Genomic DNA, 13,900 nt, shown 5'->3' with positions numbered 1-13,900 from the left:
CCCATCGGGTGCATTTCGCCTGTGACTGCGAGCACGCATGCCCGCAGTCAATCCCATGAGCACTTGCTGCTATTGGTTTTCCTTGGTCTGCCCCATGATTTCTTGCGCCGTGAAATTGATGCCGCAAGTTGGGAAGGAGTTGCCGACGAAAAAGTTGTCGGACTGGTCAGGGTAATAGTCCTGATCCTTCTTCAAGTCGGGATGCGACACGAGTGCCGTCGGCAACTTGACGGCTTGCGGGACCACTTGGCCCTCAAGAGCTGCGATGGCAGTCTTTATGGCGACAGCAACCTGAGCTGGCCCTGTCCCGGCTGACGAGCAAACTAGCCCCTCGCCCGCATGAGCGGCGCAAAGCTTTCGGAAGCCATTTTCGGTCTCGCCGCCGAACGGAACGAAGGGGTGCTTCGCGTCGATCATCGCCTGAACAACACCGGTGTCGCCACCCTGGGCGGTAATCCCGTCAAAGGGTCCATTTGTCGCTATAGCATCTGCTGTCGCCTTCTGGGCAACGCCGTCATCCCATTTGCCGACGACTTCGGTCACGTCGAACTTCTTGCCGGAGGCTGCCAGTGTTTCCTTGATGCCATTATGGCGGTCGGTATCAACGGACGTGCCAGCGACACCCCTGACTTCCAAAATCTTGCCGCCGTTCGGCAGGTGTTTGACAAGCCACTCGGCCCATGTGACACCAAGGCCCTTCTGATCGACGTTGACGTTGATCGCGTCTTTCGTGTCCAGTGTGTTGTCGAATGCTACGAGCACGACGCCAGCTTCCTTGGCTCTCTTGATCACGGGGCCAAAGGCTGTCGGGTTTTGGGCATTGACGACGATCGCATCATAGCCGGCGTCGATGAAGTTGTTGATCGCTGAAATCTGCGCCGGCACGTCCTCTCCGGTTGAGACAACCTTGAACTCCTTCAACTTCGCCTTGACGTCCGGTTGCGCCGCATAGGCCTTTGCGGTCTGGACCATCTGGATGCGCCATGTGTTGGCAATGTAGCCGTTGGCGAGCGCGATGCGGTAAGGACCTTCCTTTTTCGGATACTGCAGAAACTGAGTATCGGAAGCCCAAGGCGTCATGCAGCCTGGATCTGCTGCTGGTCCGTTCACAACTTTCGGTTCTGCATATGCAGCGCCGCACAACAGCGCAAGGATCGGTGCGGAAACCGCAACGCGCGCAGAATTCGCTTTCACGTTTTTAAGCATGGATGTCCTCCTCCAGAGGCGGACGCAGCCGCCCTCCAATATTCTTAACCTCCAGTATTGTCATTGGTACGCTTGGCCCGAAAAGGCTCCACCCTGCCCTTTGCGGAACGATCGAAACGTTAACATACATGACAGCGCTGTCAAATTCTATTTGATAGCGCTGTCAATTGTGGAGTATCACTTTGTTATGCTTGTTTCTCGCTGCGCTGTGACCTTTTGTATTTGGACAATGCTTTAATGCGCCGAATAACTCTCGACGATGTTGCGAGCCTGGCGGGTGTCAGCCCGATCACGGTTTCGCGCGTGCTCCGCAAGCCGGCCACGGTCTCGGAAACCTTGCGGCTACGCGTTATCGAGGCCGTCGAAAAGTTGGGCTATGTGCCGAATGTGGCGGCAAGCAGACTTGCCTCATCGCGCACCCACACGATCGGCGTGATCGTGCCGACGCTCTATAATGTCATCTTTGCGGAATACCTGTTTGCGCTGCACGAAGTTCTAATCGCTGCAGGTTTCCAGGTCGTCGTGGTCAACAGCAGATACTCGGAAGTGGAGGAGGAGAATGCGATCAAGGCGCTCCTTGGTCAGCGGGTGGAAGCGATCATCATTGCAGGTATTCACCATACGGCACTGTCACGCCAGCTTTTGGTCCAGGCGCGACTTCCGGTTGTGCAAACTTTCGAATTGTCCGACGATCCAATAGATCTCAACATCGGCATGTCACAGGAGCATGCGGGCCACGTTGCAACCCGCCATCTCATTGATTGCGGGTTCCGACGGATTGCGTTCCTGACAGGCAATCTCGACCATCGCGCCCAGTCACGCTTTGACGGGTATCACAATGCGATGCAGGAAGTTGGCCTGAAAAGTCTGGAAATGATTGCGCATAGACCGCGCCACAGTTCGGTGGCGCTCGGATCCGAGCTCTTTGGCGAGATGGATGACCGCGGCGATCTGCCCGAGGCGATATTTTGTACGGACGACAACCTGGCTCTTGGCGCAATGCAGGAGTGCAGGAAGCGGCGCATCCGCGTGCCGGACGATATTTCGATTATCGGTTTTCACGACCTCGAATTCTCAGCCTGCGCAGCACCGTCTCTTTCCTCGATCGCCACCCGCCGTTACGAAACCGGCAGGCTTGCTGCCGAGAAGGTTCTCCTGGCGCTCGATGCAGCAACAAAATCCGGACCCGAACAAATCGACATGGGATTCGCGCTTGTCGTGCGCGAAAGCACTTCTAGCGAACTTGTCTTCGCGAACCGGACGAGCAATTCGAGTGCCGGCGCGATCGGGCCAACCAACGAGGGCGAGCAGCCCGACGATTGAATCGATGCAATATGCATCCCAACGCCGTTTTCGGGTTTTGCAGCAGTTGGCCCGTTACGGCAACTGATCGAGCTATAAGGTCTTGGCAGAAACTTATAACGGCAATCCGAGCGGACTTGCCAACGAGAGGCCGCGGCACGGATACGGAACGTCAACAATGAAAGAGATCGACATCAGCTATCGATTCATGTTCGCTGAGCTTACTCAGCGAACGCTCGACGCGCAATTTGTGGCGGATTTCCCGTTGGAGGGATGGTTGCGTGAGGGGGCATCGCCACGCAGGAAGAGCGAGGCGATGCTCAACCTTGGGCTAATGAAGAGCACCAGCCGTGGGCGCATTGACATATGTGACAGGCGCTCCGGGAAACCGAGCAATCAATATCCGGGTCAGTTCCTCCTGAGTGCGATGACCGCGATTGAAGAGGTCGACTGCCGCGCTGCAGATTACTTCCGACGTTCTGTCATCTGGTTTGGCCCGGTAATGTCGGTACCAGGATTGAACGGACAGCGAGAGCACGGCCAAATCGGCTTCGAGGATACACGAGACTAGCATTCCTTACCTCCCCCCAGAGTTACACGAGCTGCTCGGCCAGAACCTGTGCGAGCATCTCCAGGCTGCGGCCAGTTCGAGTGGCGACCGTCAAGGCGCGCCCGGGCGCTCATTGCGACGTGATGGTCTGTCGTCCGTCGCTCGCAAGATGCGCAACAATCGCGCGCCGGATTTCGCTAATCGTATCGAAGACCATGTTGTCCAGATCAATGACGCTGAACCGGACAGCGATGAACTTCAGACGAGTTTCTACGGGAACAGCGATCCCGACTTCCTGACCATTGAAAACGACAGCCTGTTTCTGCATGACAAACCCCGAGGCACACACCATCGTGCGGACCATAAGCAATTTTCGGTGATGGATTTACGACGGGTCAGACCGACGGTGCGGCTCGATATCGGGTTGAAACGCGATGGCGCACCCGCTGCACAATTGCGAATAAAGAAACGCTCGGACGCAATGTCTTATCCTCCTCAAGCGTCGTCAACCAACACTGAGTGCAAGTACCAAATTTTGATATTGGGCACCTCTCCCATAACAAAACTTATTCGAGAAAAGTCAGATAAGCAACTGAAATAGTGTAATTTTTAGCGGGTTGAATTATATGATAATTGCCGCATCTGCGAAGCAGAAATGACGTACGTGCGTCCAAGTGCGGTGGCAATATTGTCGGAGCGGCCGTACGTGTGACCGCGTCACCGAGCAAAACTGCTTCCTGAGGGCGCGACGCGGATTGAGCTCCCGAAGGCTCCCGCAGTCTTGCGGATCGCCGGCAACTTGTGCTGAGCTAAAATGCAGACGCACCTACCAGTATTGACGAAAGTCACCCGTGGCTGACTGTAGCAGTGTGAGCGGATATCGGCCGGGGTGATGGACAAGCGCCGTCATGTTGATTGGCCGGTCCCGCTCGTCAAAGGCGATTTGATCGACAGTGAGCACGGCCGAAGGTGACGGGAGTTCGAGCATCGCAGCTTCGGCTGGATCCGCCAGTCGCGCACTGAGTGTCGTTTGCCCCCGCCGCGGCTGGATACCGTAGACTTCGCGCAGCTCGGTATAGAGCGAGCGATTTGCGACCGTCCAGTCCATGCCGGTCAATCCCGGCGCGCGGGAGGCCGCTATCCAGTCGGTCTGGAGGACGACCGGCACGCCGTCAAGTAGCCGCAGGCGCGACAGCACGATCACATCCGATCCGGGAGGCAAGAGCAGCGGCCGGGTGATGTCAAGCGACGCCTTTACGACCTCCATCGCAAGCAGGCGATGTCCGGGCACGCGACCACTTGCCAGTGCGGTGCTCGTAAAGCTTCTGAGGACCTCGAGTTCAAATCCTCCTCCATTTTCCGCAACATACAAGCCCTTGCCCGGCTGACTTTGAACAACGCCCTGGCGGATCAGTTCGCGCACCGCATGCCGCACCGTGATGCGACTAACATCGTAAAGTGAAACGAGTTCACGTTCGGAGGGCAGCTTGCCGCGCAATGGCACCTTCCCTTCCCGGATCGTAGCCAGCAAGTCTTCGTAGACCTGCTGATGAAGCGGACGAGGGTCGGCCCGATCGATTGCCGCATGCCTCTTTCGCGCTGCCACCGGTTCACGGGTCTTCACGTTGCGTTCGCTCCCTTGGTCGGTGCTTGTATTTGCTTTTGCATCTTTGCCCACAAGGGACAAAAGAGTCCAGTTGACATGACTGGTCATAACCAGTCCTACTAGGTCAGGAACCAGAGAGTTCCGCACCGCTCAAGTGTGATAAAGACAGGAACAGCCCATGTTGAAGAAATGCCTTACTGCAGTTGCAGTCTATGCCGGCCTATGGGCCAGTGCCGCGCATGCGGAAAGCATCTCCGTATTCTGCGCACCAACCGAATTCGAACTTTGCACCAAGGTTGCCGACGCCTGGAAGACAAAGACAGGCAACGAAGCAAAAATTAACAAGATGCCGGCTCTCCTCGACGACGCGATCCCGCTCTATCAGCAATTGCTGGCGGCAAAGTCCAAGGATATCGACGTTCTGTTTCTCGACGTCATCTGGCTCGGGATGTTCAAGGCCAACCTGCTTGATTTGAAAACCATGATTCCTGCGGCCGATCAGGACAAGCATTTCACTTCCACGCTCAACGCTGCCAAGCTGGACGGCAACCTGGTCGCGATGCCTGCCTACATGGACGTGGGCCTGATGTTCTACCGCAAGGATCTCCTGGAAAAGTATGGAAAGCAGCCTCCCAAGACCTGGGATGAGCTTGCTGCGACCGCAAAGGAAATCCAGGACAAGGAGCGCGCCGCCGGCAACGCCAAGATGTGGGGCTACGCCTGGCAGGCAAAGAGCTATGAGGGCCTGACCTGCGATGCGATCGAACTCATTGCATCAAATGGCGGCGGCACGATCATATCCGACGACGGCAAGGTTACGATCAACACGCCGCAAGCCGCCGAAGCCATCGAGAAGGCCAGAGGCTGGATCGGTTCGATCAGCCCGGAAGGCGTTCTGAACTACGATGAGGAAGCGTCACGGGCAGTTTTTGAATCCGGCGACGCGGTATTCCATCGCAATTGGCCCTATGTCTGGGGTACATCGCACAAGGAAGGCAGCTCGATCATCGACAAGGTTGGCGTCATGCCGCTTCCGGTTGGCAAGGAAGGCCAGAAGTCCAGCGGCTGCCTGGGGCCCATGTATTATGGCGTCTCGAAATACAGCGCCAAACCTGAGGTCGCAGCCGACTTTGTGAACTTCATCACGGGTCCGGAGATGCAGAAGATGCGTGCCGTGGAGGCGACCCTCAACCCTTCGATCCAGTCGCTTTATAGCGATCCGGAGGTGCTGGAAAAAATTCCGTTCCTGAAAGACAACCAGCAAGCCTTCGCCGATAGTGCGGTCCGTCCGTCCGGCTACACCGGCACCAGCTACAACCGTGTCTCTCAGGCCTTCTATCGCGCCACCCATGACGTGCTGTCGGGCAGTGGCGATGCCAAAGACAGCTTTGCATCGCTGGCCAAGCGCCTGGAAAAGCTCAAAGAAAGCCGCTGATTGAAGGAAAGTTGCGGGAGCCTCAGCTCCCGCAACCTTTGCAGCCGGCGCTCTGTGCCGGTCGAGCCCCCATGCGCAAGCCAAGGTGAACGATGGCATCGGTTTCGATGGAGTCCGTTTCGAAGAGTTTCGGAACACACAGTGTCATTCATGATGTAGACTTGAAGATCGACGATGGTGAATTCGTTGTCTTTGTCGGCCCCTCCGGATGCGGAAAATCCACGCTGCTGCGCATCGTGGCGGGCCTGATCTCAGCCTCGTCTGGAACGGTCAAGATTGGTGGCGACGATGTCACCGATGTCCCCGCTTCGAAGCGCGGTGTTGCCTTTGTTTTTCAATCCTATGCGCTCTACCCGCATATGACGGTGGCGCGCAACATTGGTTTCGCACTCGAGACCATGGGCATCCGACGCGATGCGATTGCTCAAAAGGTGCAACAGGTCGCACGTACGCTCAAGGTTGACCATCTCTTGAGCCGGCGACCGAGAGAGCTGTCTGGAGGTCAGCGCCAGCGCGTGGCGATTGGACGGGCATTGGTGCGCCAACCCGAGATTTTCCTGTTCGACGAGCCGCTCTCCAATCTGGATGCGGACCTGAGAATGGAAATGCGCATGGAGATCGCCAAGCTTCATGACGATCTCAAGACGACGATGATCTACGTCACGCACGATCAATCAGAAGCCATGACGCTTGCAGACCGGATTGTTGTCCTCAATCACGGCAGAATAGAGCAGATCGGCACACCTTCGGAGCTGTATCGTCAGCCCGGCAATCGGTTTGTTGCGGGTTTCATCGGCAGTCCGCGCATGAACTTCCTTGCCGTCGAGACACAGCCAGAGCATGACGATGAGCACATCGTCGGCCCGGGCGGCCTGGCAATTGGGCGATCGCCAAGCGATGCAATTCCGGTTGCCGAGATAGGCATTCGGCCGGAGGCGTTGCGCCTGGTACCAACGGGAACCGGGCGTCTCGATTGTATGCTCGAGCGGGTCGAAGACCTCGGACACGAACACTTCGCCTATTGCCGGGTAGGGAGCGGCACACTCTGGGTTGTTCGCCTGCCCGCGGCACCAAATACCGACGCGATCGGCAAGCCGGCTGCACTGACTTTCGACGATCATTCGCTGTTTTTCTTCGCCGCCGACGGCAGACGACTTTTGCCGTCGGCCGAACCATTCGGTGTCAGGAGCGCTCTATCATGAGTGCACGCCTTGCCCGCCGCGATCACCTTGCTGCCTGGCTCTTCCTCGTGCCGGTCATTGCCTCAATGCTGCTTGTCGCCGTATGGCCGTTAGGACGGACATTCTTCTTCGCTTTTACGGACGCCTTTCTCGACGATCCCAGCGTCTACTCCATGGTGGGCATCGACAACCTCATCGAGGTTTTCAATGACCACACCTGGTGGCTTGCCGTCAGGAACACACTGACCTTCACGGTCATCTCGGTGGCAATTGAAACAGCGCTGGGATTGGCTATCGCTCTCCTTATCAACGAGGCCATACCCGGCCGGGGACTTGCGCGCGCTGCGATCCTTGTCCCGTGGGCCATTCCGGTCGTGGTGTCCACCAAGATCTGGGAATGGATGTTGAACGACCAGTTCGGTGTCATCAACAAGCTACTGGAAGCCCTTGGGTTCATCGACCATGGTGTGGCATGGACTGCGAGTGGTTCGCTGATCATGGGGGTGGTCATTTTCATTGACGTATGGATGACGACCCCTTTCATGGTTTTGCTCATTCTCGCGGGCCTGCAGATGATCTCCCAGGAAATCTTCGAAGCCGCCGAAGTGGACGGCATTCCGGCCTGGAAACGCTTCTGGTCGATCACCCTCCCGATGCTGCGACCCGCGATCGGAGTAGCCGTGTTGTTTCGCACACTCGATGCCCTGCGCATGTTCGACCTTTCCTACGTTCTGGCGGCCAGCAATGAAAAGGTCATGACAGTGTCGATCTACGCACGCGACCGTCTGATCAGCTTCCAGGAACTCGGTGTCGGCTCCGCGGCCTCGACCTGGGTTTTCCTGTTGGTTGCGCTGGTCGCGATCATCATCATCGGCGCCTTGCGCCTCGACAGGGCAGCGGGGCATTGATCATGACCGACCTTTTTCTCGTACGCCCGGCCCGAAAGTCGAGCGCCTATTACAGGGTCCGGCGCCAGGTGTTGCGGGTACTGCAAATCCTTGCCCTATCGCTGGTGCTGATCTACACGCTGTTTCCCTATTACTGGGCCTTCGTTTCGTCGACGAAACAGGGCGCGGCACTCTACCGTTCGGTCCTGCTGCCAGCGCTCGACTTCACCTATTACCGGGAGTTGATCAACAACCCGGTGTTCATCGGATCACTCCTGAACTCCGCCTATGTCGCCGTGGCGACGACCTGCCTGTCCCTTGTGATCGGTATCAGTGCGGCCTATCCGCTCGGACGCATCGACTTTCCGCAGCGTCGGGCTGTTTTGATGATTATCCTGATGATCTCGATCTTTCCGCAGGTGGTCGTGCTTTCGGGCATGTTTGAGCTCATCAACTGGCTCGGGCTCTTCAACCGTCCAAGCGCGCTCATTCTGACATACCTTCTGTCAACGGTGCCGTTTACGACGTGGATTCTCACAACCTTCATTCGCGAGTTCCCGCGCGAGTTGGAGGAGGCCGCGATCGTTGATGGTTGTTCGCACCTTCGTATCCTCCTGAAGATACTGCTGCCGCTGATGGGACCGTCACTTGCAAGCACGGGCATCCTCGCCTTCATTCTTGCATGGAACGAATTCCTCTTTGCCTTGACTTTCACGCTGACGGACGAAAATCGCACCGTGCCGGTCGCGATCGGATTGATCGCCGGCACCAACCGTTACGAATATCCCTTCGGACAGATCATGGCTGCCTCGGTGACAGTCACGTTGCCGCTGATCGCGGTCGTGCTCATTTTCCAGCGGCGCATCGTTGCGGGGCTGACGGCCGGTGCCGTGAAGGGATGACGATAAAGGGACCAATTACATGGATATGCTTGTCAAGCTCTACGATCTCAAACCGGACACCTCCCTCGATGCGAAAATGGAACGGCAAGGTGTCACGATCCGTCGCGTCTTGCCGCCTGAACTGAAGGCTTTGACCGATTGGATTACGCCCCGCTTTGGAGCCGGGTGGTCTTGCGAAGCGACCACGGCTGCAATGCGGCAGCCGCCGACGTGCTTCATCGCAATTCAGAACGGAAGACTGATCGGCTTTGCCTGCCACGACGCAACAGTGAAGGGATTCTTCGGCCCGACTGGCGTCGATAGTGCAGTCCGTGGCCAGGGGGTTGGCCATGCGCTGCTTTTGACGACGTTACTTGATATGTATGCACAAGGGTATGCCTACGGCGTCATCGGTGGCGCAGGACCCATGGACTTCTACCGCCGAAGCGTGGGCGCCGTTCCGATCGAAGGATCCGTCCCTGGAATATACAGGGGCATGTTGGCCGAGGCAGAGCCAGATGAAATCTCGCAATCGCACGGCCAACCTTCATAGATGCGCGCCCAAAGTCCTTGAGCGGCTCATGCAAGCCAGGGTGTGGGCCGCCCCAAGGTTACATGAACTCCTTTGAACTGGGAATATTCGTCGAAGCCATAGCGGCCAAGTTCGCGTCCCAGTCCGCTCTTCTTATAGCCACCGATCGGCAGCTCCGGCGTCCCGTCGATAACACTGTTAATCCAGCAGCGACCAGCGCGAATGCGGCGGATACTTTGCAGCGCGTTTTCGAGGTTGGTTGACCAGACGCTCGCTGACAGGCCGAATTCGGTACTATTGGCAAGTGCGATCGCCTCTTCGGCTGTCTTGAAGGTCAGTGTTGAAAGCACGGGCCCAAAAATCTCCTCACGAGCGATCGACATGTCCGGCTTGACGCCTGCAAAGACCGTCGGTGGGTAATACAGTCCAGTCCCCTTGCCTACCCTTTCGCCGCCAAGAAGAAGTTCCGCGCCGGAGGCAATCCCTGCCTCGACGTAAGCATGCACCTTTTGTGCATGCGCCTCCGAAATCATCGCGCCGATCTTGGTGCGCTCGTTCAACGGATCCCCGAACGCGACCTTCCGTGAAATGCCGAGCAACCGATCCATCAAGGCATCCCGGATATCCTCCTGAACCAGCAGCCGGCTCCCGGAAATGCAGCATTGGCCGGCATTGTGATAGACGCCGTAAGCGATGCCGTCGGCCGCCGCCTCGAGGTCCGCATCGGCAAAGACAATCTGCGGCCCCTTGCCCCCAAGCTCCAGCCCCACCCGCTTGACGCTGCGAGCGGCGATTTCACCGAGCTTCGTGCCAACGCGCACGGAACCAGTGAACGCCACCATGTCGATGCCTGGATCCTCCGCGAGCACCTGGCCAGCCGGATCGCCAAAGCCTGTGACAACATTGAAGACCCCGTCCGGAATGCCAGCTTCGCGCGCAAGTTCCGCCATGCGGATCGAGGTGCCGGAGGTGAATTCCGAGGGTTTCAGGACGACCGTGCACCCAGCGCCGATCGCCCACGGCACGCGCTCCGAGGCAATGATGAAGGGAAAGTTCCATGGCGTGATGATGCCGACGACGCCTGCCGGTTCGCGCAAGACGAGGCCAAGCCGGTCGTCGCCAATATTATTGTGCGTCTGTCCCTCAAGCGCCCGGGCCTGGCCAGCTGCATAGGACCACAGATCCGCGCAAAATCCGATCTCGCCCCGAGCCTGGGCGATTGGCTTGCCGACCTCGAGGCTCTCGATCAGCGCAAGTTCTTCCTGGTGGGCAAGAATGAGATCCGCCACCTTGAACATCAGTCGCGACCGCTCGGCGCCCGACATGCGCGGCCAAGGACCGGTGTCAAACGCCCGCCGCGCTGCTGCGATTGCCAAGCGAACGTCGTCCGCCGACGCTTCCGGCCATGTTGCGACCACGATACCGGCATGGCCGGGGCTCACCCGATCGATGGTCTTGCCCGAGGCAGCATCAACAGACTTGCCATCAACGAGCATGCGGTAACGATATTTGGATCCCAGCCGCGGATCACTGGAATCAGGCGCGATAAAGTTAGACAGCATCATTTCTCCCCGGCCAGACATCACGGTCGGCCTTTTCATCCGCTTCCGGTCTTCAATGACCCGGACGCATTGGTTTAAGTCGTATGGCGCAGCATGGAATGGCCCCGCTGCTCTAGTCCTGACGTGCAACCACCGGCAGCGAACCGTCGTCGTGCAGGCGGCCTTCAGTTTGTCGAGCTGCTGCCACGAGGCGGCGCTGTGCCCGGATCGCATGCCATTGCTGGTCGATAAGGACGCCGATGAGGATCACGCCACCCATCACGGCAAAGTTCAACGACGACGGGATGCCGAGCAAGTTCACAAGGTTCTGCAATTCCTGAAGCAAGACTGTACCAAGCACGACACCGACGATCGATCCCTCGCCGCCGCGCAGCGAAAACCCGCCAAGCACGGCAGCGGCGATCGCATAGAGCTCGTAAAACTGTCCATGGCTCGCCGGTGAGATCGAGCGCGTATACATGGCAAAATAGATCGCCGAGAGCGCCGTGAGCAATCCGCAGATGACATAGGCCGACATGATCATTCGGCCGGTGCGGATGCCTGAATAACGGGCCGCTTCCTCGTTCTTGCCGATTGCATAAAGATAACGCCCGAAGACGGAGCGGTGCAACACCACCCACATGACCACCGTGATGATGGCGAGCGCAATGAAGGTGTTTGGAACACCATAGAAGCGGCCCGCGGTCAGGAATTCGAGGTCGGGGAAATTCTGGCCGAAGGCAAATCCCGCCGTCCCGTCGGCAGTATAGAAGCGCGCGGCCCCACGATAGATCAGCAAGCCGCACAAGGTGACGACAAAGGGTTGCAGATTGAGCCTGGTAATCAGCCAGCCATGAATGGCACCGATGACCGCCCCAAGCACGAGGATGAGCGGCAGCGCCAACATCCAGGACATGTCCTGGACAGCAATGAAATCGATGAAAAGGACGCCAAGAAGCGCGACGAGCGAACCCACGGAAAGCTCGATGCCACCGGTAATGATGACAAAGGCCTGGCCGATCGAAAGGATGCCAAACAGTCCGATCAGGTTGGCGGTGTTCGCCAGGTTGATCGGCAGCAGGAAGCGCGGATTGATGATGGCGACGACGATGCCGACGACGACAATCAAAAGCAGCAGTCCAAGGTCTTTCTTGATCATTCGAGATCCGTTCCCCGATACCTACGATGGCCGCAGCCGCTATTTTACTCTCTTGCCGACGGCAAGCAAAAGGACGCTTTCCTGGCTGAAGTCATCCTCTTCCAGAATCCCGGCGATCTGGCCCTCATGCATGACGGCAATGCGGTCGGAAACGCCGATCACCTCTTCCATGTCGCTTGAGATCATCAGGATGGCGACGCCAGCATCGGCAAGGGCCCGCATCAGCCCGTAAATTTCATTCTTCGCCCCGATATCGATGCCGCGCGTTGGCTCGTCGAAGATCATCACCTTCGGGTTCATCGATAGCCATTTGGCAAGCACCACCTTCTGCTGATTGCCGCCCGACAGAGTGCCGGTCCGGGTCGAAACCGAGGGCGCCTTGATGCCAAGGCGAGCGCGTTGCTTTTCAGCCGCCGCCGTTTCCCGGTCGGCAGACAGCATGTGGCGGTTGGCAAGATTTGGAAGGTCGGCAAGGGTAATGTTCTGGGCAATCGGGAAATCAAGAAGAATGCCGTTGCGCTTGCGATCCTCCGGCACCAGGAAGATCCCGCGAGCCACGGCAACACGCGCGGAGCCGACCGCGATTTGCTGTCCGTCCTGCAGAATGGCTCCGCCGTAACTCCGGTCAATGCCGAAGAGCACCCTTGCAAGCTCGGTGCGCCCCGAGCCGACAAGGCCGGCAAGTCCGAGGATTTCTCCGTACCTGATGTCCAGATCGACAGGGCGGGATGGATAGGCCTCGGTGCGCACGCCGCTTGCCGTCAGCGCAACCGAGCCGGGCGCGCGTTGCGGTTTGGCGGTGCGCGCCGCAAGCACCCGGCCAATCATCAGCTTGACCATCTGGTCGTGCCCGATCTCGGCCTTTGCAAGCGTACCGACGAGCGTGCCATCGCGTAGCACGACCACGCGGTCGGCGACGCGCTCGACCTCGTGGAGGCGATGCGAGATGAAAATGACGCTGATGCCATCTGCTTTCAGCGACTTGATGATGCTCAAAAGCCGCTCGGTTTCGGCCAACGGAAGGCTGGATGTGGGCTCATCGAAGATGACGAGCCTCGCGTTGATCGACAATGCCTTGGCGATTTCCACCATCTGCTGCTCGGCAAGCGAAAGCGACGCCACGGGCGTGTCGGCGGAAAAATGCGCCCCCACACGCTTCAGGAGCGGCCTTACCATCTCCCTCAGTCGATCACGATCGACGAGCTTGAGAGGCCCGGCCTTCAGTGGTTCGCGGCCCAGGTAGATATTGGCGGCGACGTCGAGGTTTTCGAAGAGATTGAGTTCCTGGTGGACGAAGGCGATGCCGGACGAGATGCTCGATTCCACGGTAAGCGAACGAAGCTCCGCCCCGTCGAGCAGGATCGTGCCCCGGTCGGGCGCGATCACGCCGCCGAGGATCTTCATGAGCGTCGACTTTCCTGCCCCGTTCTCGCCGACGAGGCCGATCACCTCGCCCGGCATGATGTCCATTGACAGGCCGTCAAGTGCGACGACGCCCGGATAAGTCTTGCCCACACCGGAAAGCGAAAGGAACGGTGTCGCGGGCGCGTCCGGTGACGGGATATCGGAGCTGTGGTTCATCGCCTGTCCATGGCTGCTAAATGCTGTCGGCACAACACG

At 58.2% G+C, this 13,900-nt stretch carries 13 protein-coding genes; 7 read left to right on the top strand and 6 right to left on the bottom strand.

The features are described from left to right. Window positions 1–69: 69 nt before the first annotated feature. Window positions 70–1,206, bottom strand: coding sequence for a sugar ABC transporter substrate-binding protein (locus AC1DE4_RS04760; protein WP_477880270.1), 1,137 nt, complete (start codon window positions 1,204–1,206; stop codon window positions 70–72). Window positions 1,207–1,443: 237 nt separating this feature from the next. On the opposite strand from AC1DE4_RS04760, the gene AC1DE4_RS04755 reads away from it, so the two are divergent. Then, window positions 1,444–2,529 carry a LacI family DNA-binding transcriptional regulator gene (locus tag AC1DE4_RS04755; RefSeq protein ID WP_477880268.1) on the top strand — a complete coding sequence of 362 codons (1,086 nt, stop codon included), beginning with the start codon at window positions 1,444–1,446 and terminating at the stop codon, window positions 2,527–2,529. 157 nt (window positions 2,530–2,686) lie between these two features. Further along, a complete protein-coding gene (locus AC1DE4_RS04750; protein ID WP_025658541.1) occupies window positions 2,687–3,079 on the top strand; it encodes a hypothetical protein in 393 nt (130 codons plus the stop codon). A 109-nt stretch (window positions 3,080–3,188) separates the two neighbouring features. Here the strand turns inward: AC1DE4_RS04750 and AC1DE4_RS04745 are convergent, their stop codons facing one another. Both AC1DE4_RS04745 and AC1DE4_RS04740 read right to left on the bottom strand, forming a co-directional pair. After that, complete coding sequence (locus AC1DE4_RS04745) at window positions 3,189–3,386, bottom strand: hypothetical protein (protein ID WP_025658540.1); 198 nt, start codon at window positions 3,384–3,386, stop codon at window positions 3,189–3,191. A 498-nt stretch (window positions 3,387–3,884) separates the two neighbouring features. After that, entirely contained in the window at window positions 3,885–4,664 is a 780-nt protein-coding gene (locus AC1DE4_RS04740; RefSeq protein ID WP_025658539.1) for a GntR family transcriptional regulator, read from the bottom strand. Window positions 4,665–4,842: 178 nt separating this feature from the next. Between AC1DE4_RS04740 and AC1DE4_RS04735 the strand changes: the two genes are divergently transcribed. The 5 genes from AC1DE4_RS04735 (at window position 4,843) to AC1DE4_RS04715 (ending at window position 9,601) form a co-directional block, all read left to right on the top strand. After that, window positions 4,843–6,099 carry an ABC transporter substrate-binding protein gene (locus AC1DE4_RS04735; protein WP_025658538.1) on the top strand — a complete coding sequence of 419 codons (1,257 nt, stop codon included), beginning with the start codon at window positions 4,843–4,845 and terminating at the stop codon, window positions 6,097–6,099. Between the two features lie 92 nt (window positions 6,100–6,191). Next, the gene (locus AC1DE4_RS04730; RefSeq protein WP_477880266.1) at window positions 6,192–7,301 is read left to right on the top strand and encodes an ABC transporter ATP-binding protein; all 1,110 of its coding nucleotides are present in this window, start codon (window positions 6,192–6,194) and stop codon (window positions 7,299–7,301) included. Continuing rightward, window positions 7,298–8,188: a carbohydrate ABC transporter permease gene (locus AC1DE4_RS04725; RefSeq protein ID WP_025658536.1), complete on the top strand. Its 891-nt coding sequence runs from the start codon at window positions 7,298–7,300 to the stop codon at window positions 8,186–8,188. Before AC1DE4_RS04730 ends, AC1DE4_RS04725 begins: the two co-directional genes overlap by 4 nt. 2 nt (window positions 8,189–8,190) lie before the next feature. Further along, the gene (locus AC1DE4_RS04720) at window positions 8,191–9,069 is read left to right on the top strand and encodes a carbohydrate ABC transporter permease (RefSeq protein ID WP_477880263.1); all 879 of its coding nucleotides are present in this window, start codon (window positions 8,191–8,193) and stop codon (window positions 9,067–9,069) included. Window positions 9,070–9,088: 19 nt separating this feature from the next. Beyond that, a complete protein-coding gene (locus tag AC1DE4_RS04715; RefSeq protein ID WP_025658534.1) occupies window positions 9,089–9,601 on the top strand; it encodes a GNAT family N-acetyltransferase in 513 nt (170 codons plus the stop codon). A gap of 26 nt (window positions 9,602–9,627) precedes the next feature. Here the strand turns inward: AC1DE4_RS04715 and AC1DE4_RS04710 are convergent, their stop codons facing one another. The 3 genes from AC1DE4_RS04710 to AC1DE4_RS04700 all read right to left on the bottom strand — a co-directional run bounded on the left by AC1DE4_RS04710 (window position 9,628) and on the right by AC1DE4_RS04700 (window position 13,861). Continuing rightward, a complete protein-coding gene (locus AC1DE4_RS04710) occupies window positions 9,628–11,142 on the bottom strand; it encodes an aldehyde dehydrogenase family protein (RefSeq protein ID WP_477880337.1) in 1,515 nt (504 codons plus the stop codon). A gap of 112 nt (window positions 11,143–11,254) precedes the next feature. Continuing rightward, window positions 11,255–12,280, bottom strand: a complete 1,026-nt coding sequence (locus AC1DE4_RS04705; RefSeq protein ID WP_025658532.1) for an ABC transporter permease — start codon at window positions 12,278–12,280, stop codon at window positions 11,255–11,257. A gap of 39 nt (window positions 12,281–12,319) precedes the next feature. Beyond that, window positions 12,320–13,861, bottom strand: a complete 1,542-nt coding sequence (locus AC1DE4_RS04700; protein ID WP_192240192.1) for a sugar ABC transporter ATP-binding protein — start codon at window positions 13,859–13,861, stop codon at window positions 12,320–12,322. Between the last annotated feature and the right edge of the window lie 39 nt (window positions 13,862–13,900).

The organism is Rhizobium sp. 10N414 (assembly GCF_056394785.1).
Note: the sequence above shows the minus strand (reverse complement) of the source record. Positions and strands in the feature narration are given on the sequence as shown.

Bases quoted from the DNA above. Each gene is read 5' to 3' on its own strand.
- AC1DE4_RS04760 (WP_477880270.1), bottom strand. From the start codon at position 1,206: ATGCTTAAAAACGTGAAAGCGAATTCTGCGCGCGTTGCGGTTTCCGCA.
- AC1DE4_RS04755 (WP_477880268.1), top strand. From the start codon at position 1,444: ATGCGCCGAATAACTCTCGACGATGTTGCGAGCCTGGCGGGTGTCAGC.
- AC1DE4_RS04750 (WP_025658541.1), top strand. From the start codon at position 2,687: ATGAAAGAGATCGACATCAGCTATCGATTCATGTTCGCTGAGCTTACT.
- AC1DE4_RS04745 (WP_025658540.1), bottom strand. From the start codon at position 3,386: ATGCAGAAACAGGCTGTCGTTTTCAATGGTCAGGAAGTCGGGATCGCT.
- AC1DE4_RS04735 (WP_025658538.1), top strand. From the start codon at position 4,843: ATGTTGAAGAAATGCCTTACTGCAGTTGCAGTCTATGCCGGCCTATGG.
- AC1DE4_RS04730 (WP_477880266.1), top strand. From the start codon at position 6,192: ATGGCATCGGTTTCGATGGAGTCCGTTTCGAAGAGTTTCGGAACACAC.
- AC1DE4_RS04725 (WP_025658536.1), top strand. From the start codon at position 7,298: ATGAGTGCACGCCTTGCCCGCCGCGATCACCTTGCTGCCTGGCTCTTC.
- AC1DE4_RS04720 (WP_477880263.1), top strand. From the start codon at position 8,191: ATGACCGACCTTTTTCTCGTACGCCCGGCCCGAAAGTCGAGCGCCTAT.
- AC1DE4_RS04715 (WP_025658534.1), top strand. From the start codon at position 9,089: ATGGATATGCTTGTCAAGCTCTACGATCTCAAACCGGACACCTCCCTC.
- AC1DE4_RS04710 (WP_477880337.1), bottom strand. From the start codon at position 11,142: ATGCTGTCTAACTTTATCGCGCCTGATTCCAGTGATCCGCGGCTGGGA.
- AC1DE4_RS04705 (WP_025658532.1), bottom strand. From the start codon at position 12,280: ATGATCAAGAAAGACCTTGGACTGCTGCTTTTGATTGTCGTCGTCGGC.
- AC1DE4_RS04700 (WP_192240192.1), bottom strand. From the start codon at position 13,861: ATGAACCACAGCTCCGATATCCCGTCACCGGACGCGCCCGCGACACCG.